Annotated in this window: 27 protein-coding genes and 1 pseudogene; 16 read left to right on the forward strand and 12 right to left on the reverse strand. The window is 64.3% G+C overall.

Annotation, left to right across the window (positions count from 1 at the left end):
• Nucleotides 1-175: 175 nt before the first annotated feature.
• Nucleotides 176-1,874, reverse strand: a pseudogene (locus ACMGT0_RS22900) (DEAD/DEAH box helicase).
• A 343-nt stretch (nucleotides 1,875-2,217) separates the two neighbouring features.
• A complete protein-coding gene (locus tag ACMGT0_RS22905; protein ID WP_054060769.1) occupies nucleotides 2,218-2,973 on the reverse strand; it encodes a spermidine synthase in 756 nt (251 codons plus the stop codon).
• A gap of 155 nt (nucleotides 2,974-3,128) precedes the next feature.
• On the opposite strand from ACMGT0_RS22905, the gene ACMGT0_RS22910 reads away from it, so the two are divergent.
• Nucleotides 3,129-4,475 (forward strand): class II 3-deoxy-7-phosphoheptulonate synthase, encoded by a 1,347-nt coding sequence (locus tag ACMGT0_RS22910; protein WP_054060770.1) that lies wholly within the window; start codon nucleotides 3,129-3,131, stop codon nucleotides 4,473-4,475.
• A 70-nt stretch (nucleotides 4,476-4,545) separates the two neighbouring features.
• Here ACMGT0_RS22910 and ACMGT0_RS22915 read toward each other — a convergent pair whose 3' ends face one another.
• Together ACMGT0_RS22915 and ACMGT0_RS22920 are read right to left on the reverse strand one after the other, a co-directional pair.
• Nucleotides 4,546-5,757 carry a winged helix-turn-helix domain-containing protein gene (locus ACMGT0_RS22915; RefSeq protein ID WP_416769909.1) on the reverse strand — a complete coding sequence of 404 codons (1,212 nt, stop codon included), beginning with the start codon at nucleotides 5,755-5,757 and terminating at the stop codon, nucleotides 4,546-4,548.
• A 70-nt stretch (nucleotides 5,758-5,827) separates the two neighbouring features.
• The gene (locus ACMGT0_RS22920) at nucleotides 5,828-6,058 is read right to left on the reverse strand and encodes a DUF1127 domain-containing protein (RefSeq protein WP_416769911.1); all 231 of its coding nucleotides are present in this window, start codon (nucleotides 6,056-6,058) and stop codon (nucleotides 5,828-5,830) included.
• Between the two features lie 95 nt (nucleotides 6,059-6,153).
• On the opposite strand from ACMGT0_RS22920, the gene ACMGT0_RS22925 reads away from it, so the two are divergent.
• Entirely contained in the window at nucleotides 6,154-7,008 is an 855-nt protein-coding gene (locus tag ACMGT0_RS22925) for a LysR family transcriptional regulator (RefSeq protein ID WP_192842793.1), read from the forward strand.
• Here the strand turns inward: ACMGT0_RS22925 and ACMGT0_RS22930 are convergent.
• Nucleotides 6,998-7,747: a sulfite exporter TauE/SafE family protein gene (locus ACMGT0_RS22930; RefSeq protein ID WP_054060773.1), complete on the reverse strand. Its 750-nt coding sequence runs from the start codon at nucleotides 7,745-7,747 to the stop codon at nucleotides 6,998-7,000. The genes ACMGT0_RS22925 and ACMGT0_RS22930 overlap by 11 nt on opposite strands.
• 103 nt (nucleotides 7,748-7,850) lie before the next feature.
• Here ACMGT0_RS22930 and ACMGT0_RS22935 point away from each other — a divergent pair, with 103 nt between their 5' ends.
• The 4 genes from ACMGT0_RS22935 to ACMGT0_RS22950 all read left to right on the forward strand — a co-directional run bounded on the left by ACMGT0_RS22935 (nucleotide 7,851) and on the right by ACMGT0_RS22950 (nucleotide 11,061).
• Complete coding sequence (locus ACMGT0_RS22935) at nucleotides 7,851-8,807, forward strand: LysR substrate-binding domain-containing protein (RefSeq protein ID WP_416769914.1); 957 nt, start codon at nucleotides 7,851-7,853, stop codon at nucleotides 8,805-8,807.
• A gap of 72 nt (nucleotides 8,808-8,879) precedes the next feature.
• On the forward strand, nucleotides 8,880-9,332 hold the full coding sequence (locus tag ACMGT0_RS22940) for a MarR family winged helix-turn-helix transcriptional regulator (RefSeq protein WP_054059750.1): 453 nt from the start codon (nucleotides 8,880-8,882) through the stop codon (nucleotides 9,330-9,332).
• Nucleotides 9,333-9,595: 263 nt separating this feature from the next.
• Nucleotides 9,596-10,015 carry an organic hydroperoxide resistance protein gene (locus tag ACMGT0_RS22945; protein ID WP_054059751.1) on the forward strand — a complete coding sequence of 140 codons (420 nt, stop codon included), beginning with the start codon at nucleotides 9,596-9,598 and terminating at the stop codon, nucleotides 10,013-10,015.
• Between the two features lie 26 nt (nucleotides 10,016-10,041).
• Nucleotides 10,042-11,061 carry an alpha/beta hydrolase gene (locus tag ACMGT0_RS22950; RefSeq protein ID WP_273826226.1) on the forward strand — a complete coding sequence of 340 codons (1,020 nt, stop codon included), beginning with the start codon at nucleotides 10,042-10,044 and terminating at the stop codon, nucleotides 11,059-11,061.
• A 213-nt stretch (nucleotides 11,062-11,274) separates the two neighbouring features.
• Here the strand turns inward: ACMGT0_RS22950 and efp are convergent, their stop codons facing one another.
• Together efp and earP are read right to left on the reverse strand one after the other, a co-directional pair.
• On the reverse strand, nucleotides 11,275-11,844 hold the full coding sequence (gene efp, locus ACMGT0_RS22955; protein WP_017905681.1) for an elongation factor P: 570 nt from the start codon (nucleotides 11,842-11,844) through the stop codon (nucleotides 11,275-11,277).
• A gap of 48 nt (nucleotides 11,845-11,892) precedes the next feature.
• Nucleotides 11,893-13,026, reverse strand: a complete 1,134-nt coding sequence (gene earP / locus ACMGT0_RS22960; RefSeq protein WP_416769917.1) for an elongation factor P maturation arginine rhamnosyltransferase EarP — start codon at nucleotides 13,024-13,026, stop codon at nucleotides 11,893-11,895.
• Between the two features lie 125 nt (nucleotides 13,027-13,151).
• Between earP and ACMGT0_RS22965 the strand changes: the two genes are divergently transcribed.
• A complete protein-coding gene (locus ACMGT0_RS22965; protein ID WP_054059754.1) occupies nucleotides 13,152-13,568 on the forward strand; it encodes a hypothetical protein in 417 nt (138 codons plus the stop codon).
• 14 nt (nucleotides 13,569-13,582) lie between these two features.
• The gene (locus ACMGT0_RS22970; protein WP_273826228.1) at nucleotides 13,583-14,065 is read left to right on the forward strand and encodes a GreA/GreB family elongation factor; all 483 of its coding nucleotides are present in this window, start codon (nucleotides 13,583-13,585) and stop codon (nucleotides 14,063-14,065) included.
• Between the two features lie 9 nt (nucleotides 14,066-14,074).
• Here ACMGT0_RS22970 and ACMGT0_RS22975 read toward each other — a convergent pair whose 3' ends face one another.
• The gene (locus tag ACMGT0_RS22975) at nucleotides 14,075-14,329 is read right to left on the reverse strand and encodes a hypothetical protein (RefSeq protein ID WP_010447072.1); all 255 of its coding nucleotides are present in this window, start codon (nucleotides 14,327-14,329) and stop codon (nucleotides 14,075-14,077) included.
• Between the two features lie 166 nt (nucleotides 14,330-14,495).
• On the opposite strand from ACMGT0_RS22975, the gene ACMGT0_RS22980 reads away from it, so the two are divergent.
• Nucleotides 14,496-14,816: a DUF883 family protein gene (locus tag ACMGT0_RS22980; RefSeq protein ID WP_054059755.1), complete on the forward strand. Its 321-nt coding sequence runs from the start codon at nucleotides 14,496-14,498 to the stop codon at nucleotides 14,814-14,816.
• A gap of 30 nt (nucleotides 14,817-14,846) precedes the next feature.
• Here ACMGT0_RS22980 and ACMGT0_RS22985 read toward each other — a convergent pair whose 3' ends face one another.
• The gene (locus ACMGT0_RS22985; RefSeq protein WP_416769920.1) at nucleotides 14,847-15,875 is read right to left on the reverse strand and encodes an Ldh family oxidoreductase; all 1,029 of its coding nucleotides are present in this window, start codon (nucleotides 15,873-15,875) and stop codon (nucleotides 14,847-14,849) included.
• Nucleotides 15,876-16,345: 470 nt separating this feature from the next.
• Between ACMGT0_RS22985 and ACMGT0_RS22990 the strand changes: the two genes are divergently transcribed.
• Together ACMGT0_RS22990 and ACMGT0_RS22995 are read left to right on the forward strand one after the other, a co-directional pair.
• Entirely contained in the window at nucleotides 16,346-17,860 is a 1,515-nt protein-coding gene (locus ACMGT0_RS22990) for an NCS1 family nucleobase:cation symporter-1 (RefSeq protein ID WP_054061239.1), read from the forward strand.
• Nucleotides 17,861-17,913: 53 nt separating this feature from the next.
• The gene (locus ACMGT0_RS22995; RefSeq protein WP_054061240.1) at nucleotides 17,914-18,642 is read left to right on the forward strand and encodes an aspartate/glutamate racemase family protein; all 729 of its coding nucleotides are present in this window, start codon (nucleotides 17,914-17,916) and stop codon (nucleotides 18,640-18,642) included.
• Nucleotides 18,643-18,672: 30 nt separating this feature from the next.
• Here ACMGT0_RS22995 and ACMGT0_RS23000 read toward each other — a convergent pair whose 3' ends face one another.
• Nucleotides 18,673-19,605 carry a LysR family transcriptional regulator gene (locus tag ACMGT0_RS23000; protein WP_054063124.1) on the reverse strand — a complete coding sequence of 311 codons (933 nt, stop codon included), beginning with the start codon at nucleotides 19,603-19,605 and terminating at the stop codon, nucleotides 18,673-18,675.
• Nucleotides 19,606-19,744: 139 nt separating this feature from the next.
• Here ACMGT0_RS23000 and ACMGT0_RS23005 point away from each other — a divergent pair, with 139 nt between their 5' ends.
• Nucleotides 19,745-20,491 (forward strand): 3-oxoacyl-ACP reductase family protein, encoded by a 747-nt coding sequence (locus tag ACMGT0_RS23005; protein ID WP_054062950.1) that lies wholly within the window; start codon nucleotides 19,745-19,747, stop codon nucleotides 20,489-20,491.
• Here the strand turns inward: ACMGT0_RS23005 and ACMGT0_RS23010 are convergent.
• On the reverse strand, nucleotides 20,481-21,392 hold the full coding sequence (locus tag ACMGT0_RS23010; protein WP_054062951.1) for a LysR family transcriptional regulator: 912 nt from the start codon (nucleotides 21,390-21,392) through the stop codon (nucleotides 20,481-20,483). The genes ACMGT0_RS23005 and ACMGT0_RS23010 overlap by 11 nt on opposite strands.
• Before the next feature lie 105 nt (nucleotides 21,393-21,497).
• On the opposite strand from ACMGT0_RS23010, the gene ACMGT0_RS23015 reads away from it, so the two are divergent.
• Nucleotides 21,498-22,691, forward strand: a complete 1,194-nt coding sequence (locus tag ACMGT0_RS23015; protein WP_416769924.1) for an MFS transporter — start codon at nucleotides 21,498-21,500, stop codon at nucleotides 22,689-22,691.
• An 85-nt stretch (nucleotides 22,692-22,776) separates the two neighbouring features.
• Here ACMGT0_RS23015 and ACMGT0_RS23020 read toward each other — a convergent pair whose 3' ends face one another.
• On the reverse strand, nucleotides 22,777-23,481 hold the full coding sequence (locus ACMGT0_RS23020) for an HAD-IA family hydrolase (RefSeq protein ID WP_416769926.1): 705 nt from the start codon (nucleotides 23,479-23,481) through the stop codon (nucleotides 22,777-22,779).
• A gap of 258 nt (nucleotides 23,482-23,739) precedes the next feature.
• Between ACMGT0_RS23020 and ACMGT0_RS23025 the strand changes: the two genes are divergently transcribed.
• The 3 genes from ACMGT0_RS23025 (at nucleotide 23,740) to ACMGT0_RS23035 (ending at nucleotide 24,915) form a co-directional block, all read left to right on the forward strand.
• Nucleotides 23,740-24,039: a DUF6388 family protein gene (locus tag ACMGT0_RS23025; protein ID WP_054061473.1), complete on the forward strand. Its 300-nt coding sequence runs from the start codon at nucleotides 23,740-23,742 to the stop codon at nucleotides 24,037-24,039.
• 88 nt (nucleotides 24,040-24,127) lie between these two features.
• Entirely contained in the window at nucleotides 24,128-24,469 is a 342-nt protein-coding gene (locus ACMGT0_RS23030; RefSeq protein WP_416769928.1) for a hypothetical protein, read from the forward strand.
• Between the two features lie 65 nt (nucleotides 24,470-24,534).
• Nucleotides 24,535-24,915, forward strand: a complete 381-nt coding sequence (locus tag ACMGT0_RS23035; protein WP_054062953.1) for a hypothetical protein — start codon at nucleotides 24,535-24,537, stop codon at nucleotides 24,913-24,915.
• The last annotated feature ends 10 nt before the right edge of the window (nucleotides 24,916-24,925 follow it).

Genomic DNA, 24,925 nt, shown 5'->3' on the forward strand with positions numbered 1-24,925 from the left:
GACGCTGCCCGCGCAGGGGGGGGCGGCTTCATGGTCATGAGCAAGTCTCGAAATCCTGTTCACGGGCAAGCCCCGCTCCCGCAGGCCTCGAGCCAGGCGCACCGCCTGGCACCAGGCAAAAAAAATCCCCGAACCGGTCGGGGATTTTTTTATCGATCAATCAACCCAGGGCCGATCAATCCTCACGGTAGCGACGCAGTTTCAGCTGCTTGCCGGCAACCCGGGTGTCCTTCAGCTTGGTCAGCAGGCGGTCCAGGCCTTCTTCAGGCAGTTCCACCAGGCTGAAGCTGTCACGCACCTGGATGCGACCGATGGCTTCACGTGCCAGGCCACCTTCATTGAGGATGGCACCCAGCAGGTTCTTCGCCGCGATACCGTCACGCGCGCCCAGCGCGGTACGGCAACGGGCACGGCCTTCGGCCAGTGGCATCGGTGCACGACGTTCGCGCTCGGGACGATCGCCGGAACGCTCCGGACGCTCGCCACGCGGGGTGCTGTTCGGCACCAGCGGACGCTCTTTCTCGATCGCCGCCAGGTTCAGCGCCTGACCATTGGTGGCCTTGCGCAGCAGGGCCGCGGCCAGGGCGCGCGGGCTGCAACCGATGTCGGCGGTCAGGCGGTCGAGCAGATCGCCGTGAGTCGCTTCGGCCTCGGTCACCAGCGGAGCCAGGCTGTTGGTCAGTTTCTTGATGCGCGAGTCGAGAATCGCCTGGGCGTCCGGCAGACGCACTTCAGCCACTTTCTGCCCGGTCACACGCTCGATCACCTGCAGCATGCGGCGCTCACGTGGCGTCACCAGCAGCAGCGCACGACCTTCGCGACCGGCACGGCCGGTACGGCCGATACGGTGCACGTAGGACTCCGGATCGTACGGCATGTCGACGTTGAACACGTGGGTGATGCGCGGTACGTCCAGGCCACGGGCGGCCACGTCGGTGGCGACGACGATGTCCAGGCGACCGTCCTTGAGCGAGTCGATCACGCGCTCACGCTGGTTCTGGGCAATGTCGCCGTTCAGGGCAGCAGCCTTGTAGCCCTTGGCTTCCAGGGCGCTGGCCAGGTCCAGGGTGGCCTGCTTGGTACGCACGAACATGATCAGCGCGTCGAAGTCCTCGACTTCCAGCAGGCTCAGCACGGCCGAGGTCTTCTGGTCGGCGTGAACCAGCAGGTGAGCCTGCTCGATCGCGGTGACGGTCTGGGTCTTGCTCTGGATCTTGACGTGTTTCGGGTCCTTGAGGTGACGCTCGGCGATCGCGCGGATCGACTGCGGCAGGGTGGCCGAGAACAGAACGGTCTGACGGCTTTCAGGCATGGCCTTGAAGATGACTTCCAGGTCATCCATGAAGCCGAGCTTGAGCATCTCGTCCGCTTCGTCGAGAACCAGGTGGTTCACGGTTGCCAGGACTTTTTCGTCGCGACGCAGGTGGTCGCACAGACGGCCTGGGGTGGCGACAACGATCTGTGCGCCATTACGGATTGCTTTCAACTGCGGGCCCATCGGCGCACCGCCATAGACGGCCACGACAGTCACGCCAGGCATCTGCTTGGCGTAGGTTTCGAAAGCGGTTGCAACTTGCAGCGCCAACTCACGGGTTGGGGCCAGGATCAGAGCTTGCGGCTCGCGCTTGGACGGATCGATGCGGTGCAGGATGGGCAGGGCGAAAGCGGCCGTCTTACCGGTACCGGTTTGTGCCTGACCAATCATGTCATGACCGGCAAGGATGATCGGGATCGACTGCTGCTGAATGGCCGAAGGCTCTTCGTAGCCGGTGGCGACTACTGCAGCGACAATACTGGGATGAAGTTCAAGAGCGGCGAAGCCGCCGATTTCCTGGGTCATGGGTCTGCCTCTAAGTGCATCCGCAAAGACCCATGCTCCAAAGCTGCGCATGCCGTGTAAGACTCTGAGAGTCACCCTGGCAGCTTTGTCGGCGGGGATTTGCGAAAACGATTGAATGAAAGGATCGTCGAGGATCGTCCGCTGTGGCGAACAGCACCCGAAGTTGTCTTCGGGCAATTGCATTCCTAAACGCGGCCCGGCTAAAGGCCGGCGCGCACTATACCGGAACTGACAAAAAAAGGGAGTTTTTTTTATCGGAAAACACCAGTTGACGGCCCTCTGCACCGGGCTTTGCGGATAACCGACCAACGGGTTGCCGACTGTCCGCGTGCCTGGCGGCTTAAACGATTCACTCGTCGGTTCGATGGCGACAGGGTTCAACTCGCCGGACGGATGTCCTTGATCAACGGCCGCAACGAATAGCCGAGGCGCGGTGCCAGGCCGTCAGCACGGGCAATCAGCGCGTCCATGTCCAACGCCTGGTCCAGGTCCGCCGGGATGATCAGGATGACATTGCCCTCCTTCACCGGCAGTTCCCAGTAATGCCGGTGATAAAGGCCGCGCAACAGGGCCGCGCCGAGCGGTTTGCCATCATCGGTGGCCCACTGGTTGATCACCAGCCAGCCACCGGGGTTGAGCTTCTTCTGGCAGTTTTCCAGGAAGACCCAGGCCAGGTGCCCCGCCCCCGGGCCGACATCGGTATACAGGTCGACGAAGATCAGGTCCGCCGGCTCCGCCGTGTCCAGCAGTTCCAGGGCATCGCCGACTCGAATGTAGAGGCGTGGATCGTCATCCAGCCCCAGGTACTCGATGGCCAGTCGCGGCACGTCGGGGCGCAGCTCGATAGCCTCGACATCCTCCAGCGGCAGGAACTTCAGGCAGGCCTGGGTCAGCGTCCCGGCGCCCAGCCCGAGGAACAGCGCACTTTCCGGCTGCTCATGGCACAGGGCACCGATCAGCATCGCCCGGGTATAGTCATATTCCAGCCAGCTGGGATCGGCGGTAAACACGCAGCTCTGCTCGATCGCATCGCCAAATTCGAGAAAGCGGTAGTCCTCCACTTCCAGCACGCGAATCATGCCGAAGGCGTCGTGCACTTCAGCCAGCAGACGCTCGACGCGCTCCTCACTCATTTCAACTCCTTGGCGCAACCGGCCACTGCCGGCGCGATGAATCAGCCGCTCGGCCACGAGCGGCAAAGCGCGATTGTCAGCCATGCCACGGCAGCAGGTCACGTACTAATTTGCTGCTACCATGGGTGCCTTACCGTCAACGACTAGAGTGCATGATGAGCCAACCCTGGAGCCCTGACAGCTGGCGCCCCCTGCCGATCCAGCAACAACCGCAATACCCGGACGCCGCTCATCTGCTGCGCGTCGAACAGACCCTGGCCAGTTACCCACCGCTGGTGTTTGCCGGCGAAGCCCGCGAACTGCGTCGCCAGTTCGCCGAGGTCACCGAAGGCCGTGCCTTCCTGCTCCAGGGCGGCGACTGTGCGGAGAGCTTCGCGGAGTTCTCCGCGGCGAAGATTCGCGACACGTTCAAGGTGCTGTTGCAGATGGCGGTGGTCATGACCTTCGCCGCCGGCTGCCCGGTGGTCAAGGTCGGGCGCATGGCCGGCCAGTTCGCCAAGCCGCGCTCGGCCAATGACGAAACCCTCGATGGCGTGACCCTGCCGGCCTACCGTGGCGATATCGTCAATGGCATCGGCTTCGACGCCCAGAGCCGTGCGCCGGACCCCGAACGCCTGCTGCAGTCCTACCACCAGTCGACGGCCACCCTGAACCTGCTGCGGGCCTTCGCCCAGGGCGGCTTTGCCGACCTGCACCAGGTGCACAAGTGGAACCTGGACTTCATCGCCAACTCGGCCCTGGCCGAGAAGTACAGCCAGTTGGCCGATCGTATCGATGAAACCCTGGCCTTCATGCGCGCCTGCGGCCTGGACACTGCACCGCAACTGCGCGAAACCAGCTTCTTCACCGCCCACGAAGCGCTGCTGCTGAACTACGAGGAGGCCTTCGTCCGCCGTGACAGCCTGACCAACGACTACTACGACTGCTCGGCGCACATGCTCTGGATCGGCGACCGCACCCGCCAGCTCGACGGTGCCCACGTCGAATTCCTGCGCGGGGTGAACAACCCGATCGGGGTCAAGGTCGGTCCGAGCATGAACACCGACGAACTGATCCGCCTGATCGACATCCTCAACCCGGACAACGACCCCGGGCGCCTCAACCTGATCGTGCGCATGGGTGCGAACAAGGTGGGCGAGCACCTGCCATCGTTGATTCGTGCGGTGGAAAGCGAAGGCAAGCGCGTGCTGTGGAGTTCCGACCCGATGCACGGCAACACCATCAAGGCCAGCAGCGGCTACAAGACCCGCGACTTCGCGCAGATCCTCAGCGAAGTGAAGCAGTTCTTCCAGGTACACCAGGCCGAAGGCAGCTATGCCGGCGGCATCCACATCGAGATGACCGGGCAGAATGTCACCGAGTGCATCGGTGGTGCACGGCCGATTACCGAGGATGGATTGTCGGATCGGTACCACACCCACTGCGACCCGCGGATGAATGCCGACCAGTCGCTGGAACTGGCGTTCCTGATTGCCGAGACGCTCAAGCAGGTGCGGCGTTGAGCCAATGAGTTGTCTTGCAGTCAGGTAGATCGCATTCGCGGCGAATGCGATCTACCTGACTGCACATCTTTCAGAGCAGCCCACTCAACCGCCGTGCACTCTCGCGCGGACAATTGAGCTGGATATCCGCCAAGCCCAACCAGTCCGCCAACTGTCGCAGGTTGGCCGCCAGTGCCACCATACCCGCGTCGTCAAGTCCCTGTTCCTCTTCATGCACCGCATGCACGGCCAACCGGCCCTGCACCCGTTCGGCGCGCAGATCGACCCGCGCGGCAATCCGCTCGCCATGCAGGAACGGCAACACATAATAGCCATAGACCCGCTTGTGCTGCGGCGTGTAGATCTCCAGCCGATAGCGGAAATCGAACAATCGCTCGGTTCGGCTGCGCTCCCAGATCAACGAGTCGAACGGTGACAGCAAGGCGCTGGCCTCGACCTTGCGCGGCACCTTGACCGCTGCCGGACAGTACGCCGGCTGACGCCAGCCCTGTACCTGGCAGAGTTGCACTTCGCCCGCCTCCACCAGTTCCGCCAGGCGCGCCCGGCTGTCGGCCGGGTCAAGCCGGTAGTAGTCGCGCAAATCCTTTTCGGTCGCCACCCCGAGGGCCAATGCCGCCTGACGCAGCAGCCCGCGCTGGGCCTCGGCCTCATCGACCGGTGCCTGCCCGAGCACCGCCCTGGGGATCACCCGCTCCGGCAGGTCGTAGAGCCGTTCGAAACCGCGGCGCCCGGCCACGGTGACCTCACCGGCGGCGAACAGCCATTCCAGCGCGTGTTTCTCGGCGCTCCAGTCCCACCAGGGCCCGGCCTTTTCCTCACGGTTCGACAGGCTGCCCGCCCCCAGCGCCCCACGCGCCTCGACCTGCGCCAGCACCCGGCGAATGGTGGCCTGCTGTTCGCGACCGAACTGCGCCATCTGTCGATAGATGCCCTCGCCCCGGGAAGCCCGCACCATGCGCCAGCGCATCAACGGATACAACGCCATCGGCAGCAACGAAGCCTCATGCCCCCAGTACTCGAACAACGTACGTCGTCGCCCCTGGCTCCAGGCGGCCTGGTCGAGCAGATCGGCGGGGTAGTTGCCCAGGCGGGAAAACAGCGGCAGGTAATGGGAACGCACCAGTGCATTGACCGAATCGATCTGCACCACACCCAGGCGCTCGATCAGGCGATTGACCTGCCGCGGCTGGATCGTCACCTGGCGCTGGCGGCTCTGGAATCCCTGGGCCGCCAGCGCCAGGCGACGGGCTTGCTTCAACGAAAACGACAGGTCTGCGGGCATGTACGCCTCCTTGTGAACCCGCAAACTACTCCAGTCGCCCCCTGTTTGGGTAGCACCGGCCCGCTCGCCATCAGCGGCCCTTGCCCAACGGATCGTTCCAGAAGTGCTGATGGGTTTCCCCATCGATATCGGCACGACTGAGCCCGATATCCTTGAGTGCATCGTCGCTCAACGACGCCAGCATCTGGCGCTCGCGGGACAACTCGTACCAGCGCGCCAAACGCTGCCATATACCCGACAGCGACAGCCCCGTACGCGCACTGGCGCCAACCAGCAGATAACCTTTCTGACCTTTCATCATCCTGCCCTCCAGTAGGGGATGACTGAAGTCTGTGCCTGGGGCTAAGATCAATCCAACGAATGTTTCTTATGCAACACATCTCGGAGATTGATGAGTTGTCCAGCTATCCCAGTATCGATACCGACGTCCTGCGCACCTTCGTCGCGATTGCCGAACACGGCGGTTTCACCAAGGCCGGGGAGATGGTCAATCGCACGCAATCGGCCGTGAGCATGCAGATGAAACGGCTGGAGGAAGATGTGCTGCAGCGTCAGCTGTTCGAACGCGACGGCCGGCAGATGCGCCTGACCGCCGAAGGCCAGGTCCTGCTCGGCTACGCCCGGCGGATCCTGAAACTGCAGAGCGAGGTGTTCAATACCCTGCGCGAACCGCACATGGTCGGGCTGGTGCGGATCGGCGTGCCCGATGACTATGTCATGCGTTTCCTGCCGGGCATCCTGTCGCGCTTCGCCCAGTCCTACCCGCTGGTGCAGATCGAAGTGAACTGCGAATCCTCCACGCAGTTGCTGCTGCGCCAGGACCTGGACCTGACCATCGTCACCCGCAAGCCCGGCGACGAAGTCGGCCAGTTGCTGCGCCAGGAACGCCTGGTCTGGGCCGAGGCGCAGAACGCGGCGATCCATGAGCAGAATCCGCTGCCGCTGGCGATGGACGGCATGACCTGCTTCTGCACGCAATGGGCCTGCAATGCCCTCGATGCCCGTGGCCGCGACTACCGTCTGGCCTACAACTGCCCGAGCCTGTCGACGATCATGGCGGTGGTGAATGTCGGGCTGGCGATGACCGCCCAGCTGGAAAGCCTGGTCCCCCAGGACTGGCGCATTCTCGGCGAAGCCGAGGGCCTGCCGCAGTTGCCCCTGCTCAACATCATGCTGGTGCGCCACCCGAACAAGCCCTCGCCGATCACCGAATGCCTGGCCGAGCACATCATCGAAGGCTTCAAGCCTTGAAGCCGAGCAGCAGCGCGCCAATCACCAGGTAGAGACAGAACAACGCGCGCAACACCCTTTCTGGCAAGGCATAGGCCATTTTCACGCCCCAGCTGATACTCAGCAGGCCGCCAACGGCCATCGGGATGCCCATGCGCCAGTCCACTTCGTTGTGCACGGCGTAGGTCACCAGGGTCACGCCGGTGCTGGGCAGCGCCAGGGCCAGCGACAGGCCCTGGGCCACCACCTGTGAAGTGCCGAAGACGATGGTCAGGAACGGCGTCGCCACCACGGCGCCGCCAACCCCGAACAGCCCGCCCATGGCCCCGGAACCGGCGCCCAGCACGGCCAGCCACGGCCAGGGATGGCGCATCTGCGCCGATACCGCGGAGGGCGCCATGAACGACCGCACCAGGTAGAACAGCGCCAACGCCAGCAGGAAGCCGACAAAACACAGACGCATGCTGCGCGGTTCCAGGCCTACCGCCCACAGCGCGCCGAACCAGGCGAAGCAGAAACTCGTCACCACCAGGGGCAGGGCGTGTTTCAACTGGATACGGTTGCGCTGGTGATAGCGGTACAAGGCCAGCACCACGTTCGGCACCACCATGACCAGGGCCGTGCCCTGGGCCATCTGCTGATCCAGGCCGAACAGGATACCCAGCACCGGAATCGCGATCAGGCCGCCGCCGATCCCGAAAAGGCCGCCCACGGCCCCCATCGTCACCCCCAGCAGCAGATACTCGATCAACTCAATCACAACCACCTCCCCGCTCAATGGACTGCATGCTACGCAGTCGGCTCTGGCACGGAAACGCACAACAACGCACAATGGCTTTGCCAATTACGCACAGGCAAAGTTCATGAACCCTACCAGCCTCACCGATCAACTCGGCCTGTTTCTCGATGTCCTGGAAGCCGGCAGCTTCTCCGCCGCGTCGCGGCGCCACCCGCTGACGCCCTCGGCGGTGGCCCGGCGGATCGACAGCCTGGAAGCCTCGGTCGGCTCGCGCCTGTTCATCCGCAGCACCCATGCGGTAAGGGCCACCCCCGCCGGGCTGGCGTTTGCCGAACGGGCCCGGCGGATCGTCGCCGAACTGCGCCTGGCCCGGGCCGAAGCGGTATCGCTGAGCAACGCCCCGGAAGGCCTGATCCGCATCGACGCTCCCGCCGCCTTCGGCCGCCGTCACCTGGCCCCGGCCATCGCCGATTTCCTGGTCGAATACCCGGGGCTCGATGTGCAACTGCACCTGATCGACAGTTTCGTCGACATGCAGGGCTCCAACCTGGGCAAGGTCGACCTGGTGCTACGGGCCGGCCAGATGGCCGACACCCGCCTGGTCGCCACTCCCCTGGCCAGCATCGTGCGTATCGCCTGCGCCAGCCCGGCCTATCTCAAGGCACGCGGTACGCCCCTGCGCCCCGACGACCTGGGCCGGCACGACGGCCTCGACTGGGATGCCCTCGCGCCGCCGATGGCCTGGCGCTTCGAGCAGGACGGCCAGATGCAACTGCACCGCCCGTCGCGGATCCGCATGACCTCCAACAACGCCGAGGCCCTGCTGTCCGGCGCCCTGAGCGGCCTGGGCGTGGCCCACCTGCCGACCTGGCTCAGCAGCGAGTACCTGTTGCGTGGAGAACTGCTACCACTGTTTTGCGACAACGGCCTGCCGGAGCCGGAAACCTCCGGCATCTATGCGTTGCGCCTGGATCAGCCGGCCAACTCCCGCAGCCGCCTGCTGCTGGAGTTCCTCAAAAGCCGCTTCAGCCCGATCCCGCCCTGGGACCTGGCCCTGCAAAGCGGACTGGGACGGCACTGACGGGGAAAATTCCCTGGCGCATTAAAGATTCGCCCGCTAGATTCAACAGACGTGACACACAAGGCTTCAGTGATGAACAGCACTACCGACAACTGTGACGACCTGCTCCTGGACAATCAGGTGTGCTTTGCCCTGCACTCCACCTCATTGTTGATGACCAAGGTCTACAAACCCTTGCTCCAGGCGTTGAACCTGACTTATCCACAATACCTGGCGATGATCGTACTCTGGGAACAGGACCGCCTGACCGTAGGTGAAATCAGCAACAGGCTGCTGACCGATCCCGGCTCGCTGACCCCGCTGCTCAAGCGGCTCGAGGCCGAAGGGCTATTGAGCCGGACCCGCAGCAAGGAGGATGAACGCGTGGTCATCATCGAACTGACCGACGCCGGCCGCGCCCTGCGCGACAAGGCCCGGGGCATTCCGCAATGCATCCTGGCCGCCGGCGGCGGCTCCATGGAGCGCCTGCGCGCCCTGCAGGCCGAACTGCTCGCCCTGCGCGGCCATCTGCAGGACAGCCTCTAGGCCCACTCCCCCCACGGTGGCGAGCCCGCCCGTCACCGCTGCCTCCCCCCCAAAACACAGCACTGGCATACAAGCCGACGCGTTCGGCTGCCGCGACAATTTCACTCGTAGCGCCGCTGCTCCCGGACGGCCCCAAAGCCTGCGAGCAATTTTTTTGAAAATTTATCTTGCACGCTAAATATTTGCGCAGTACATTTGAACTGTACTTAGTTAGCGCGCAAATATTTAGCGCAAATCAATCATCTGAAATGACGAGGTCTACCATGAAAGCTCTCTATACCGCAGTTGCAACCGCCACCGGTGGCCGTGATGGCCGTGCGATTTCCAGCGACAACATCCTCGACGTGAAACTCGCCACGCCGAAGGAACTCGGCGGTGCCGGTGGTGCAGCCACCAACCCCGAGCAACTGTTCGCCGCCGGCTACTCGGCCTGCTTCATCGGCGCCCTGAAGTTCGTCGCCAGCCAGAGCAAGCGGCAGATCCCGGCTGACGCCTCGATCACCGCCCATGTCGGCATCGGCCAGATCCCTGGCGGTTTCGGCCTGGACATCGACCTGCACATCAGCCTGCCAGGCCTGGAACAGGCTGACGCACAGAGCCTGGTCGATGCAGCCCACCAGGTCTGCCCGTACTCCAACGCCACCCGTGGCAACGTCGACGTCCGCCTGCACGTCACCGTCTGACCGAACCGCCCACCAAGGAGTCGTACATGAACACTTTCAGCAAGGTCCTGACCGGTACTCTGCTCGCACTGTCCGTCCAGGGGGCGTTCGCCGCCGAAAACGCCGGTATCGAGCACAACACCCAGGCGTTTCTCGATGCACTGAATGCCGGTACCGGCAAGCCGATGGAACAGATGACGCCAACCGAGGCCCGCGCCGTGCTGTCCGGCGCGCAGTCGGGGGTGAAACTGACCCTGCCGCGCACCGACATCAGCCAGAAGACCATCCAGGTCGACGGCCAGCCGCTGCAACTGACCATCGTCCGGCCGGCCGGAGTCAAGGGCACCTTGCCCGTGTTCATGTACTTCCACGGTGGCGGCTGGGTGCTTGGGGACTTCCCCACCCATGAACGGTTGGTGCGCGACCTGGTGGTGGGTTCCGGAGCGGCCGCGGTATTCGTCAACTACACGCCGTCCCCCGAGGCCCACTACCCGACGGCGATCAACCAGGCCTATGCCGCGACGAAATGGGTCGCCGAGCATGGCAAGGAAATCGGTGTCGACGGCAAGCGCCTGGCGGTGGCCGGCAACAGCGTCGGCGGCAACATGGCGGCCGTGGTCAGCCTGATGGCCAAGGACAAGGGCACACCGGCGATCAGGTTCCAGTTGCTGCTGTGGCCGGTGACCGATGCCAGTTTCGAGACGGCGTCCTACAACCAGTATGCCGAGGGTCACTTCCTCAGCAAGAACATGATGAAGTGGTTCTGGGACAACTACACCACCGATGCGGCGCAGCGCAACGAGATCTACGCTTCGCCGCTGCGGGCCACCACGGCACAACTCAAGGGCCTGCCGCCGGCGCTGATCCAGACCGCCGGGGCCGACGTGCTGCGCGACGAGGGCGAGGCCTACGGGCGCAAGCTGGATGAAGCCGGCGTGCCGGTGACCAGCGTACGCTACAACGGCATGATCCACGACTTCGGCCTGCTCAACGTGGTCAGCCAGGTACCGGAAGTCCGCTCGGCCCTGCTGCAGGCCTCCGGGGAACTCAAGCAACACCTGAAGTAAGCGCTGTCACCGTGGGCCTTCGGCGATGTCGAGGGCCCGTTCGCAGGCAAGCCTTGCTCCTACAGGATCTGCGTCGAAGTCGAACTTCAATGACACCACGGATCCTGCAGGAGCAAGGCTTGCCTGCAAAGCTTTTTGCCCCCAAAGCAAGCCCCGGCGAACAGGCATAAAAAAACCCGGAAAGCTCCGGGTTTTTCATGTGACATCGAGCAATTACTTCTTGCTGCGACCCTTGAAGGAGTTGTCACGGGTGTCGATATCGATCCACTCGTCGATCTCGATGAAGTCGGCCACCTGGATCTCGGTGCCGTTGGCCAGCTTGGCAGGCTTCATGACCTTGCCCGAGGTGTCGCCACGAGCAGCGTTCTCGGTGTAGACAACCTGACGGCTGATGGTGGTCGGCAGTTCAACCGATACGACTTTCTCTTCGTACATGGTCAGCGCGCAGACGTCCTGCATGCCTTCCTCGATGTACGGCAGAACGGCGTCGATGTCTTCGGCGTTCAGCTCGTACATGGTGTAGTCGGTGGTGTCCATGAAGGTGTAGGAGTCACCGCTGATGAAGGACAGGGTCACTTCCTTGCGATCGAGGATGACGTCGTCCAGCTTGTCGTCTGCAAAGTAAACGGTTTCGGTCTTGTAACCGGTCAGCAGGTTCTTCAGCTTGGTCTTCATGATCGCGCTGTTGCGACCCGACTTGGTGAATTCAGTCTTCTGAACCAGCCAAGGGTCGTTGTCGATACGCAGCACGGTACCGGGTTTCAGTTCTTTACCAGTTTTCATTGCGAATATCCGAATTTGGATGGGATGTACAAAAATCTAGGCCGCATATCATATCGAACTTTGGCGAAACTGTACCAGCGCTGTCGACAGATCGGTCCGAGAAGCCTGTTCCTGACACCAGCGCTCGGCGTGTTCGGCCAGTTCGCGCTCGTATTGCAACAGCCCCGACCAGGCCGTCGCCATGTCGCCCGCGGTGTTCCAGGCCCGCCACCAGCCATTGAACGCATCGCGCGCCGAGTCCGACAAACCACGGGTATAAAGAGCGAGAAAGGCCTCCAGCTTCTCCAGGTGCACATCCTCTTCCTGCCGATAGATATGCCAGAGCAACGGTCGGCCGGCCCACTGCGCCCGGACGAACGAGTCTTCGCCGCGAATGGCGTTGAAATCGCAGCTCCACAGCAGTCGATCGTAGTCCTGCTGGGGGACGAACGGCACGACCTGCACCGTCAGCGCACCCCGTACCTGGCTGTCACCGACTTCCAGGCCAGAGACACCCAGCCAGCCCCGAACATCCGCCAGCACCCGGCCCTCCGGCACCAGCAACCGGGTCCGCCGGGTGTCGGCCGCCAGCGCCTCGAGCCAGCCGGACACCGCCGGATTCTCGTAGGCGAACAGCGAAATCAGCCGCTCGCCATCACTCACCTCCACCCCGAGGCCCCGCAGGAACTCGCGCCGCGCCGCGGGATCGGCCTGAAAGGCCCGCCGCTGTTCCAGCAAGCCGGCCTCGCGCAGCAGGCCGCCGGTGCCCGGCAAAAATCCCGGGAAAAAGAAATAACGCTGCACCTGCCTGAACTTCAGCGACGGCAGGCCATGGCAGCCGATTACCCAGTCCTCGGCACTCAGGTAGTCCAGGTTCAGCCAAACGGGGGCCACCGACCGCCGGGCCATCGCCTCCATGTACGCCTCGGGCAACTGGCAGGCGAAGGCCCCGATCACCACATCCGCCGCCTCCACCGCCGGCCATTCGGGCGACCAGTGGCGCACCTCGACCCCCTGCTGCAACTGCCGCGAGCAGTCGATATCGATCTGCGGGCACAGCCGCTCGAAGGCGCGCAGATCGTCGACCCACAGGCGCACCGCCAACCCGTGCTCCGCCACCAGTTGCCGGGCCAGGCGCCAGGTCACGCCGATATCGCCGTAGTTGTCGACGACGGTGCAGAAAATATCCCAGTTGGCCGGCATGCAAGGGCTCCGTTTGGCAAAGGCGTCGATTGTCCGCGCAAATCCATCTGCGCAGAAGAGTCCACGTCGATTAATCTTCATGGGACAATTGCAGCCTGCACCGACCCAACCGCCAGGAGGCCGCCATGCCTTATCGCCCACAACCGCCGCGCCGCTTGTATGTCACACTCAATCCACTGCAACTGACCGGCAGCATCGCCCTGGGCATCTGGCTCGGCTTCGTGGCCCTGGCCCTCACCGCCTGGCTGCTGGCACGGGTGTTCATGCCCCAGCCGCTGGCCCCCCTGGCCGATGCGGCCCGGCAACTGGGCCAGCCCACGGCCCCGACCGCGCCCGCTGCGCCACAGGCACCGGGCGACTCGACGCAGATGTTCGAACAATACAAGGAAAACCTGCGCAAGAACGAAGAGCAGCAGCGCCTGGACCAGGCCCGCAACAGCTATCGCAACCTGTCCAACCCCAAGTGCCAGTTCTGGCTGCAGCAGGACCAGACCGCCCCCAGCGACAAGAGCCGGGCCAACGTCCTGCAGTTCTGCAATTGAACGGGTTGGGCAGCGTGGACAAGCAGGCGATTCATCAGCGCATCGTCGACACCCTGGCGGTCGACCTCGATGTCCTGCAGCGGGCGGCGCAAACCGCCTACGAAGCCGCCACCCATGAAGAGAATGTCGCCGAGAACAAGTACGACACCCTCGGCCTGGAAGCGTCCTACCTGGCGACCGGCCAGGCCCGGCGCACCGAAGAGATCCGTCAGGCCCTCAAGCGCTGCCGGGAACTGCCCCTGCGTCCCTATGATGAGCAGGTCGGCATCCAGCTCGGCGCCCTGCTGACCCTCGAAGCCGAAAACGGCAGCGAACAATTGCTGTTCCTGGCCCCGGACGCCGCCGGTTTGAAAGTGGAATGGGAGGGGCTCCTGATCACCGTGATCAGCCCGCGCTCGCCTCTGGGCCAGGCGCTGCTGGGCAAGCTCGACGGTGACGAGGTGCAGATCGCCGTCGCCGGGGTCCGGCAAAACTATTGGGTGACCCGCGTCAGTTGAAGCCGCGCCCTACTTGGCCGCCGCCATCAGGCGGTTGACCTCGCTGCGCACCATGCTGGTGTATTCCGGCGGCGACAGGGTATCGAGCTCGGCGCGCACCCACTCCGCCCACTTGCCCTTGCGCTTGGCGCGCTCGCCGAACAGCCGCGCGGCCTCGCCCTTGGCCTTGCCCAGGTTGCTCTGCCAGAGTTCGAACAGGCGTGACTTCTCATCCTCGATGGCGGCCCGCTCGGCCAGGGACTTGTTAGCCAGATTGAAGCTCATTGGAAAATCCTGCGGTGCAAATAGAGCTGTATCTTACACTGTCGCTGGCAACATCCGACCGGGGATTTTCGCTCGCCCCACGGGTGACAGGAAAAATTTGCAACTTTCCCCGCTCCGTTCGACTCCCATTGTTCAGAGCCTCATTCACTTGCAAAGGAATATCGCCATGGCCCGTAAATCCGCCGTACAAGCCGCCGAAGACCAGATCAAGGACCAGGCCTTCAGCGAGTTGCAGGCGCTGATCCAGGAATCGGAAAAGCTGCTCAAGGACAGCGCGACACTGGTCGGCGAAGAAGGTGAAAGCCTGCGCGCCCAGGTCAGCCAGAAACTCAAGCAGGCCCTGGACTCGGTCACCCATGTGCGTGAAACCACCCGTCCGGTGGTCGAGGCGACCGAGACCTACATCGGCGGCCACCCCTGGCAGACCGTGGCGATCTCCGCCGGGTTCGGCCTGGTGGTCGGTCTGCTGCTGGGCCGCCGTTCCTGACCGGCCCGCCCCACTCACTGTCGAGCTGGCCTAGTACCCGGCCAGCTCGCGCAACTGCCGCAACGCCTCCACCGACAGTTCTATGCCATGCGCCAGCGAGGTGGCCCGTTGCTGGTGCCGCCGGTCACCGGGCAGGCGCTGCAGACCCACGCCATGCATCTGGCTGACCAGCGTCTGGCTGCGCTCGGCGAAATCCCTTCCGGCCGAGCGGGCGGGATCGATGACGATGATCAGTTGCCCGGTCCAGGGCGTCTTGGCGCCCGGGTGCCGGGACCAGTCGAACTCGAAGGAAAAATTCCCGCCGGTCAGGGCCGCCGCCAGCAGCTCGACCATCATCGACAGCGCCGAGCCCTTGTGCCCACCGAACGGCAGTAGCGCCCCGCCGTCCAGGATCGCCTTGGGATCGCAGGTCGGTCGTCCCTCACGATCCACGCCAACGCCGGCCGGCACCTGCTCGCCCTTGCGCGCGGCGATCTGCACGTCGCCATGGGCCATGGCGCTGGTGGCCAGGTCGAACACAATCGGGTCGGCGCCGGCCCGGGGGGCGGCAAAGGCGATCGGGTTGGTGCCGAACAATGGCCGTTCCGCGCCATGGGGCACCACGCAGGTCATCGAATTGACCACGCTCAGCGCCACCAGGCCTTCATAGGCGAACGGCTCGACATCCGGCCAGAGCGCCGCGAAGTGGTGGGAATTACGAATGGCCAGCACCGCGATCCCGGCGCTGCGGACCTTCTCCAGCAACAGTTCGCGGGCCGCGGCCAGGGCCGGCTGGGCAAATCCGTTGGCAGCATCGACACGCACGAAGCCCGGCGCCACGTCCTCGACCACCGGCACCGCGTGGCCATCGACCCAGCCACTGGCCAGCGTCGAAACGTAACCCGGCATGCGAAACACACCGTGACTGTGGGCGCCATCGCGCTCGGCGCTGGCGCAGTTCCCGGCCAGCACCCGCGCCACCTCCGGCGAGGTGCCGTGGCGCAGGAAAACCTGCTGCAAAAGCACAACCAGATCAGCGTAGGAAATGTGTTGAGTAGCCGTATCGCGTGGTGCAGACATCCGAGACTCCGATTCCGATTGGTTTTATTGGAAGAACGAGAGAAAGCGGTACCAGGGCAGGCGTCGGCACTATCGAACGACCAGCGGGAGGCTGTCAAATGGCGAGAAAATAACTGTACACACTCCTGTAACCATAAGTGTCACATCACTGTGCACAGTAAATCCCTGCGCACCATAAAGTGACAGACCCTCATTCGATCACGGCGATAACGCATCACTCCGAATAGCTGCACAAAGCAAAATAGCTGTTCGATCGGTCAACTTATAGTTCTTTAATTTCATGTAGTTAGTAAACAAAAAGAAGAAAAAGAAATTAGCGGGAAATTTTATAGATCGGAAACTGGCACAAAACTGGCTTAGCTCGACAGCGAACTTGTATACAACTTAACCTAAACCTACATACAAAAAGCTCGCCGAGCGCCGCCCCGCCACCCCGCGGGACCTCAGCCCGGAGCCAGGAGCCAGCCGGAATGCCTACCAGTCTCTCGTCACACGCCGCACTGGATCTTCCCGTCTCATCGCTCGACCCCAACACCACCGCCCTCAGTCCGCGCCTGCACAACCCGGACCTGGCGCCGACCCGGGTCGAAGGCCGGCGCTGGGGCGGCTACAGCATCTTCGCCCTGTGGACCAACGATGTGCACAACATCGCCAACTACTCCTTCGCCATCGGCCTCTATGCGATGGGCCTGGGCGGCTGGCAGATCCTGCTGTCGCTGGGTATCGGCGCGGCACTGGTGTATTTCTTCATGAACCTCTCAGGCTTCATGGGCCAGAAGACCGGCGTGCCCTTCCCGGTGATCAGCCGGATCAGCTTCGGCATCCATGGCGCACAATTGCCGGCGCTGATTCGCGCGGTGATCGCGATTGCCTGGTTCGGTATCCAGACCTACCTGGCCTCCGTGGTCTTCCGGGTGCTGCTGAGCGCCATCCACCCGGGCTTTGCCGACTATGACCACAATTCGATTCTCGGCCTGTCCACGCTTGGCTGGGCCTGCTTCGTGATCATCTGGTTCGTGCAGTTGGTGATCCTGGCCTACGGCATGGAAACGGTCCGCCGCTACGAAGGTTTTGCCGGGCCGGTGATCCTGTTCACCATGGCCGCCCTGGCCCTGTGGATGTACAGCCAGGCCGGCGCGACCATCGCCTGGTCGATCCGCGAGCCGCTGAGCGGCACCGAGATGTGGCGCAACATCTTTGCCGGCGCGGCCCTGTGGCTGTCGATCTACGGCACGCTGATCCTCAACTTCTGCGATTTCGCCCGCTCCTCGCCAAGCCGCCGAACCATCCTGGTCGGCAACTTCTGGGGCCTGCCGGTGAACATCCTGATGTTCGCCGCCATTACCGTGCTGCTCTGCGGCGCCCAATTCCAGATCAACGGCAAAGTGATCCAGAGCCCCACCGACATCATTGCCTCGATCCCCAACACCTTCTTCCTGGTGCTCGGCTGCCTGGCGTTCCTGATCGTCACCGTGGCGGTGAACATCATGGCCAACTTCGTCGCCCCGGCGTTCGTCCTCAGCAACCTGGCACCGCGCCTGCTGACCTTCCGCCGCGCCGGGCTGATCAGCGCCGCGATCGCCGTGCTGATCCTGCCGTGGAACCTCTACAACAGCCCGCTGGTGATCGTTTACTTCCTGTCCGGGCTGGGCGCCCTGCTGGGCCCGCTGTACGGGGTGATCATGGTCGACTACTGGTTGCTGCGCAAAGGCCGTGTCGACGTACCGGCGCTGTACAGCGAAGACCCGGCCGGCCCCTACCACTACAGCCATGGCATCAACCTGCGGGCGCTGGCGGCATTCATTCCGGCCGCGCTGATCGCCATCGTGCTGGCCCTGGTCCCGGGGTTCGACAGTGTCTCGCCGTTCTCCTGGATGTTCGGTGCCGGTATCGCCGGGCTGCTCTACCTGCTCATTGCCAGGCGCGACGTCCATTACACCGAGGTCAGCGGCGCCGCGATCGCCGTCGACAACCCCAGCCACTGAACATACCGGCCCGCCTCAGGCGGGCCTCTCCCCTGCCGAACAAGGATTGCCCCATGCGGATTCTGATCGTCAACGTCAACACCACCGCCTCGATCACCGAGGCCATTGCCCGCCAGGCCCAGGCCGTCGCCGCGCCGGGAACCGAAATCGTCGGTCTGACGCCCTACTTCGGCGCCGACTCGGTGGAGGGCAATTTCGAAAGCTATCTGGCCGCCATCGCCGTCATGGACCGGGTGCTGGCCTACGACCAGCCCTATGACGCGGTGATCCAGGCCGGCTACGGCGAGCACGGCCGCGAAGGCCTGCAGGAGCTGCTCGACGTGCCGGTAGTGGATATCACCGAAGCCGGCGCCAGCACGGCGATGTTTCTCGGCCATGCCTACTCGGTGGTCACCACCCTCGATCGTACCGTGCCGTTGATCGAGGACCGCTTGAAGCTGGCCGGGCTCTATCAGCGTTGTGCCTCGGTGCGGGCCAGTGGCCTGGCGGTGCTGGAACTCGAGGAAGACCCGCAACGGGCGGTGGATGCCATCGTCCGGCAGGCCGAGCGGGCCGTGCAGGATGACAAGGCCGAAGTGATCTGCCTGGGTTGCGGCGGCATGGCCGGCCTCGATGAACAGATCCGCCAGCGCACCGGCGTCCCGGTGGTGGACGGCGTGACCGCCGCGGTAACCCTTGCCGAATCGCTGGTGCGCCTGGGACTGTCGACCTCCAAGGTGCGCACCTACGCCAAGCCGCGGCCGAAGCAGATCATCGGCTGGCCCGGGCATCTGCGTCGTTGACAGCTTAGCCTCCGAGGGGGATGGGTATCGTCAGGACGATGGGCGCGCATCGAACTGCAGCGCCAACCGCTGCTCGGCAAAACACTCGATGATGAAGTCGACGAAGGCCCGGGTCTTGCCCGGCAGCAACCGGTGCTCGGCGTAATAGATCGAGATATGGCCATCGTCCACGTACCAGTCGGGCAATACCCGGTGCAGGGTTCCGGCCCGTAGCCAGGGCACGGCGAACGGCATGCTCACCAGGGCCACGCCGAGGCCCTGGGCCGCCACCGCGCAGGCCGCCTCCGAATCGCTCATGGTCATGCACGCCGGCAGGCTCAGCGGCTGCTGCTCGCCATCACGGCCGGTCAGTTGCCAGGAACGCACGCGACCGGTCTGCGGTGAACGGATCAGGATCCCCGTGCAACGGCGCAGATCGTCCGGCACCCGCACCGGTGCCTGCCCCGCCAGGTAATCCGCAGAAGCCACCAGCACCCGATGAGCCACCGTCAGCTTGCGTGCCACTACCCCCAGGGGCAGTTCGAACCCCCCGCCAATCGCCGCATCGAAACCCTGGCCGATCAGGTCGACCTGGCGGTTATCGAAATGCCAGTCCGGGCGGATCTCCGGGAAGCGCTGCAGGAACTCGCCGAGCAGCGGCACGATGTACAAACGCCCGAACACCGTGCCCATGCTGACCTTGAGGGTTCCCGCCGGACGGCCCTTGGCGCTGGCCAGGTTGGCCACGGCGTTCTGGATGCTGTGCAGGCTGGTGCCGACCTCGGCGAGGAACAACTGCCCGGCTTCGGTCAGGGTCAACCGACGGGTGCTGCGCTGGAACAGCCGCACGCCGAGACGGGCCTCGAGCTTGGCGACACTCTTGCCCACCGCGGCCGGCGTCAGACCCAGGCGCCGCGCCGCCTCGGCAAAGCTGCCGACTTCGGCGCTACGGACAAAACATTCGATACTGCCGAGGCTTTCCATGATCACCTTTATAAACTTATGGTTTACACAGACTGTAGCAATTACCGTCTACCGGGTCATCAATCCACGGTCAATACTTGCCTCCAACGACAAGGCCATCCCCACCTTCCCCTACCGGCCTTGAACCTTGGAGAACGAAATGAGCGAACAACATCTGAGCGGTAAAGTGGCCCTGGTCCAGGGCGGTTCCCGTGGCATCGGCGCGGCCATCGTCAGGCACCTGGCGGCCCAGGGCGCCGCCGTGGCCTTCACCTACGTGAGCTCCGCGGCCAAGGCCGAGGAACTGCGCGACAGCGTCATCGCCAGCGGCGGCAAGGCCCTGGCGATCCACGCCGACAGTGCCGACGCCGACGCGGTGCGCCAGGCGGTCACGAACACCGTCGAGGCCTTCGGTCGCCTGGATATCCTGGTCAACAATGCCGGCGTGCTGGCGATGGGACCGCTGGAAGCATTCAGCCTGGAGGATTTCGACCGAACCCTGGCCATCAACGTGCGCAGCGTCTTCGTCGCCACCCAGGAAGCCGCACGGCACATGGGCGACGGCGGCCGGGTCATCAACATCGGCAGCACCAACGCCGAACGCATGCCGTTTGCCGGTGGCGCCACCTATGCGATGAGCAAATCGGCACTGGTGGGGCTGACCAAGGGCCTAGCCCGCGACCTCGGCCCCCGTGGCATCACCGTGAACAACGTGCAGCCAGGGCCGGTGGACACCGACATGAACCCGGCCAACGGCGACTTCGCCGACAGCCTGCTGGCACTGATGGCCAGCGGTCGCTATGGCAACGTCGATGAGATCGCCAGCTTCGTCACCTACCTGGCGGGGCCGCAGGCGGGCTATATCACCGGCGCCAGCCTGACCATCGACGGTGGCTTCAGCGCGTGACCTGCACGGGGCTGCCGGGGTGTTCCCGGCGGCCCAGCGCCTGCTCCAGCAACACCAGAAACGCCGCCGCCGCCGGCGTCGGCCGATGGGACCAGACCGCGTATAGGTGCCGTGACGGTGCGTCGTACACCGGCACCGTCACCACGCCACTGAAGCCCTCGGCAATCCGGCTCGGCACCAGGCCCAGCGCCAATCCACGCCGGACGAACTCGCCCACCAGCATCACGTTACCCGCCTCGAACTGCACCCGGTGCCGCAACCCGGCCGCGGCAAAGGCCTCGTCGGTCTGCCGACGCCCGGCGGTGCCGGCCTGGAAGTCCACCAGCGGCTGGTCCTCCAGTTTCGCCAACGGCAGGCACTCGTAGCTGGCCAGCGGATGGCCGGGCGGCACCACCGCCACCAGTTCCTCCTCGGCCAGCAGGCGCATCGCCAGCCCCTCGATCTTCTCCCCCGGCCACAGGCCGACGAAGGCCAGGTCCAACCGACGCTCACGGACATCCGCCATGAGCAGTTCGCTCTTGCTCATGTTCAGGTGAATATCCACCTGTGGGTAAAGCCCGTGAAACCGCGCCAGCAGTTCCACCAGATCGACCTCGGTCAGCGACGAGATCTTGCCGATGGACAGGCTGCCGCGCACCTCCCCCGACACCGCCGCCACCTCGGCGACAATCCGCCGGGTCGCCTCCAGCGCCGGTCGGGCGCTGCGCACGAAGGCCTCGCCAGCGGCGGTCAGCCGGACCTTGCGCGAACTGCGCTCGAACAGCGGCGTGCCCAGGTGTTCCTCCAGCCGGGCGATCTGATGGCTGAGCGCCGACTGGACGATATGGCAACGCTCCGCCGCCCGGGTAAAGCTGCCCTCGTCCGCCACTGCCAGGGCGTATTCGATCTGCTTCAGGTTCATCGCCTGTATCTCGTTTGCAGATGGATAAAATGAAAACAATGCATTGGCGTCATGCTAAGACATTCCGAATACTCCGCACACCCAGATCACACAACGAGACAGGCAATGTCCGACACACCGAACAAACCCTTGAGTACTGCCCTGATCCTGCTGATGGCCACCGCAACCGGCCTGGCCGTGGCCAGTAACTATTACGCCCAGCCACTGCTGCACACCATCGCCCAGCAACTGGGCCTGAGCATGGCCACCGCCGGGACCATCGTCATCACCGCCCAGTTGAGCTACGGTGCCGGCCTGTTGCTGCTGGTGCCGCTGGGCGATCTGTTCGAGCAGCGCCGGCTGATCGTGGTGATGACCCTGATCAGCGCCATCGGCCTGCTGATCAGCGCCTTCGCACCGGGCCTGCCCTGGCTGCTGCTGGGCACCGCCCTGACCGGGCTGTTCTCGGTGGTGGCCCAGGTGCTGGTGCCGATGGCCGCCAGCCTGACGCCACCGGAGCAACGTGGACGAGTCGTCGGCACACTGATGAGCGGCCTGCTGCTGGGTATCCTGCTGGCGCGCACGGCGGCCGGAGCGCTGTCATCGTTCGGCGACTGGCGCGCCATCTATCTGCTGGCTGCCGGGCTGATGTTCGTCTGCGCCCTCGCCTTGTCCCGGGCCCTGCCGCACCACCGGCAGAATGCCGGGCTGAGCTATCCGGCCCTGCTCGGCTCGGTGTTCCGGCTGTTCGTCGAGGAACCGGTGCTGCGTCTGCGGGCGGTCCTGGGTCTGCTGAGCTTCTGCCTGTTCGCGCTGTTCTGGACGCCGTTGGCGTTCCTGCTGGCGAATCCTCCCTACGGCTATTCGGATGGCGTGATCGGCCTGTTCGGCCTGGCCGGTGCCGTCGGCGCCATGGCCGCCAACCTCGGCGGGCGCATGGCCGACCGCAGCAAGGGCGAATTCGCCACCACTATCGGCCTGCTGGCGCTGTTGCTGTCCTGGCTGCCGCTGGGGTTCGCCGGGCACTCGCTGGTGGCGCTGCTGGTCGGGGTGCTGGTACTCGACTTCGCCGTGCAACTGGTGCACGTGAGCAATCAGAACGCGGTCTTCAAGGTGCGCCCGGCGGCGCGCAACCGCCTGAATGCCGGCTACATCACCTGCTACTTCGTCGGCGGCGCACTGGGCTCGCTGCTGGGGGCGCAGCTGTGGGGGCCCTATGGCTGGAACGGGATCGTCGTCGCCGGCGGGCTGATCTCGGCGCTGGCGCTGGGGATCTGGGCCTGGGTGCAGCGGCGGATCGGGGCGACGGTGTCGGCCTGATCCGGACGCGGGCTGCGGCGAAGAACGATAACGAGGTCTTGCCGATCAAGACGCGTCGCCTTCTTCGCGGCGGAAAACGCCCCAGTCAGGCACTGGCCCAGTCGATCGCCGGCAACCCCATCGGCTCCAGGGCAAAGTGCTTGAGCGAAGCCACCACCCGGTCCGCATGGTGATACTTCTCCACCGCCATCGCCGGGTCAGGTACCGCCACCGCGTACATCCCGGCCGCCTTCGCCGCCGTCACCCCGAATGGCGAATCCTCGAACACCAGGCAGTCCTCGGCCGCCACGCCGAGGCGGCTGGCGGCCAGCAGGAAGATATCCGGCGCCGGCTTGGCCTGGCCCACCTGCGGGTCATCGGCCGTGACAATGGTGTCGAACAGGGCGAACCACTCGCGATGCCGGGTGGTCTTGAGCTCGAACGAGCCCCGCGAGGAACTGGTCCCCACCGCAATCGGAATGTTGTGCGCCGACAGATGGCGCACCAGCGCCTCGGCACCGGCCATCGACCCGGCCAGGGGGAAGCGTTCGCGCATCAGCGGCTCACGCACCGCAAGAAACTCCTCGGGGCTGATCGGCAGGTCCATGGCCTCCACCACATAACGCGCCAGGTCGCCCGCGCCGCGACCGATGATGTTCTGCTTGTGACTCCAGTCGAAGCGACGGCCATAACGACCGACGATGATCTGCGTAACCTCCGAGTAGATGCCCTCGGTGTCGAGCAGCAAACCGTCCATGTCGAAAATCACGGCCTTTATCGGGCCCGGGGAAGCAAAATCAGCAGCAGTCATCGCATCCGATCCGTATACAGGAAGTTGAATTCAGGGCGGCTCAGGTGCGGCCAGGGAAGTGCAAGCGTCGCAGAGCCGGGTGATTGTTTCCATCGTTGAATGACGCGGTGATGTCCATCCGCGAAAAAAGCGTTATTGCCCCCCCCCATGCAACGAGCACGCAGACGCGCAAATTTGAGCAGTCATTTTCCCTGTGGCGCACTATCATGTCCGCAGTTTTCCAGGCCCGTGGCCATCGTATCGCACAGAGACGCCAGCATGATCCCCAAAGAATCCCGCAGCGAGGTCGCCCTCGCCAAGTTCCTCGACGCCAACCCGCATCTGCGCGAAGAGACCCAGGGCCTGAGCCCGACCGAACAGCAGCAGCAATTTCAGTGGGCCTTCGAGGACGAAGCGCAAAACCAGGGCATCGAACCCTGGGAACTGACGCTGCAACTGATCGCCGAAAACCCGCAGGAACTGCAGGCCATGCGCCTGGAAGTGCACCGTGAAGTGGCCGAGGCACTGGGCATGGACTGGGACGAATACTGCTCGTTCAACGATATTTGCGAAGACTGAACCCCCGCCATTCGTCGATTCACCGGCACCAACAGCCGCCACGCAAGGCCCAAGATCAGGTAAGGACTCTCGAACGAGGAGACTGACCATGATTTCATCAAGACCTGCGACGCTGCTGTTGACCGGTCTGTTGTCATCGGTATCCCTGGCGAGTTTCGCCGCGCCATCCACGACCGGGCCGACCAACCCGGTACAGGAACCCAAGCCGCCCCAACTGCCCGGCGGTATCAACCCCGACAATGGCAGCGTGATCAAGAACGGCGCCCTGCCCCCAGGCAACGGCATCGACCCGCGCAACCAGGGCAACGACACCGGCCGCCAGGGCGGCATGAACACCGATGGCAATGGCCCCATCGGCGACGGCCACGTCCCGGGCTCCGGCAACAAGGGAACGGGTTCGAGCGGAACCGGCGGTTCCGGTACCCCGTAGATCCTCGACGGCGCCGTCGCGCTCCGTCGGTGCCCTTGCGTCCACTCACGTCAAGGAGTCAGAAAATGCCACGAGCCAGCAAAGCCAAATACACCGCCGCGCAAAAGCGCCAGGCGGCTCGTATCGAATCCAGCTATGAAGAAAGAGGCCTGCCGCAAGCACAGGCCGAGGCGCGCGCCTGGGCCACCGTCAACAAGCAGTCGGGCGGTGGCGAGCGGGCCGGCGGCTCGGGTCGCAACAAATCCGATACGGCCAAGGCCAGGGCCCGCTCGGATTCGGCGAAACGCGCGGCGGCCAGTCGTCAGGGCCATCCCCGCGACAGCCAGGCTTCACTGCAGACCCAGAGCAAGGCCAGCCTGTTGCAGGAAGCCCGCGCCCGACACATCGTCGGACGCTACAGGATGAGTAAGCAGGAACTGATCGAGGCCTTGCACAAGGCGGCCTGATCCGCAGAGG

Origin of the sequence: Pseudomonas sp. RHF3.3-3 (genome assembly GCF_048069595.1) — a bacterium.
GTDB lineage: Bacteria > Pseudomonadota > Gammaproteobacteria > Pseudomonadales > Pseudomonadaceae > Aquipseudomonas > Aquipseudomonas fuscovaginae_B.

Coding starts and splice junctions, on each gene's coding strand:
- ACMGT0_RS22905 (WP_054060769.1), bottom strand. CDS start 2,973: ATGAGTGAGGAGCGCGTCGAGCGTCTGCTGGCTGAAGTGCACGACGCC.
- ACMGT0_RS22910 (WP_054060770.1), top strand. CDS start 3,129: ATGAGCCAACCCTGGAGCCCTGACAGCTGGCGCCCCCTGCCGATCCAG.
- ACMGT0_RS22915 (WP_416769909.1), bottom strand. CDS start 5,757: ATGCCCGCAGACCTGTCGTTTTCGTTGAAGCAAGCCCGTCGCCTGGCG.
- ACMGT0_RS22920 (WP_416769911.1), bottom strand. CDS start 6,058: ATGATGAAAGGTCAGAAAGGTTATCTGCTGGTTGGCGCCAGTGCGCGT.
- ACMGT0_RS22935 (WP_416769914.1), top strand. CDS start 7,851: ATGAACCCTACCAGCCTCACCGATCAACTCGGCCTGTTTCTCGATGTC.
- ACMGT0_RS22940 (WP_054059750.1), top strand. CDS start 8,880: ATGAACAGCACTACCGACAACTGTGACGACCTGCTCCTGGACAATCAG.
- ACMGT0_RS22945 (WP_054059751.1), top strand. CDS start 9,596: ATGAAAGCTCTCTATACCGCAGTTGCAACCGCCACCGGTGGCCGTGAT.
- ACMGT0_RS22950 (WP_273826226.1), top strand. CDS start 10,042: ATGAACACTTTCAGCAAGGTCCTGACCGGTACTCTGCTCGCACTGTCC.
- efp (WP_017905681.1), bottom strand. CDS start 11,844: ATGAAAACTGGTAAAGAACTGAAACCCGGTACCGTGCTGCGTATCGAC.
- earP (WP_416769917.1), bottom strand. CDS start 13,026: ATGCCGGCCAACTGGGATATTTTCTGCACCGTCGTCGACAACTACGGC.
- ACMGT0_RS22965 (WP_054059754.1), top strand. CDS start 13,152: ATGCCTTATCGCCCACAACCGCCGCGCCGCTTGTATGTCACACTCAAT.
- ACMGT0_RS22975 (WP_010447072.1), bottom strand. CDS start 14,329: ATGAGCTTCAATCTGGCTAACAAGTCCCTGGCCGAGCGGGCCGCCATC.
- ACMGT0_RS22980 (WP_054059755.1), top strand. CDS start 14,496: ATGGCCCGTAAATCCGCCGTACAAGCCGCCGAAGACCAGATCAAGGAC.
- ACMGT0_RS22985 (WP_416769920.1), bottom strand. CDS start 15,875: ATGTCTGCACCACGCGATACGGCTACTCAACACATTTCCTACGCTGAT.
- ACMGT0_RS22990 (WP_054061239.1), top strand. CDS start 16,346: ATGCCTACCAGTCTCTCGTCACACGCCGCACTGGATCTTCCCGTCTCA.
- ACMGT0_RS22995 (WP_054061240.1), top strand. CDS start 17,914: ATGCGGATTCTGATCGTCAACGTCAACACCACCGCCTCGATCACCGAG.
- ACMGT0_RS23000 (WP_054063124.1), bottom strand. CDS start 19,605: ATGGAAAGCCTCGGCAGTATCGAATGTTTTGTCCGTAGCGCCGAAGTC.
- ACMGT0_RS23005 (WP_054062950.1), top strand. CDS start 19,745: ATGAGCGAACAACATCTGAGCGGTAAAGTGGCCCTGGTCCAGGGCGGT.
- ACMGT0_RS23010 (WP_054062951.1), bottom strand. CDS start 21,392: ATGAACCTGAAGCAGATCGAATACGCCCTGGCAGTGGCGGACGAGGGC.
- ACMGT0_RS23015 (WP_416769924.1), top strand. CDS start 21,498: ATGTCCGACACACCGAACAAACCCTTGAGTACTGCCCTGATCCTGCTG.
- ACMGT0_RS23020 (WP_416769926.1), bottom strand. CDS start 23,481: ATGACTGCTGCTGATTTTGCTTCCCCGGGCCCGATAAAGGCCGTGATT.
- ACMGT0_RS23025 (WP_054061473.1), top strand. CDS start 23,740: ATGATCCCCAAAGAATCCCGCAGCGAGGTCGCCCTCGCCAAGTTCCTC.
- ACMGT0_RS23030 (WP_416769928.1), top strand. CDS start 24,128: ATGATTTCATCAAGACCTGCGACGCTGCTGTTGACCGGTCTGTTGTCA.
- ACMGT0_RS23035 (WP_054062953.1), top strand. CDS start 24,535: ATGCCACGAGCCAGCAAAGCCAAATACACCGCCGCGCAAAAGCGCCAG.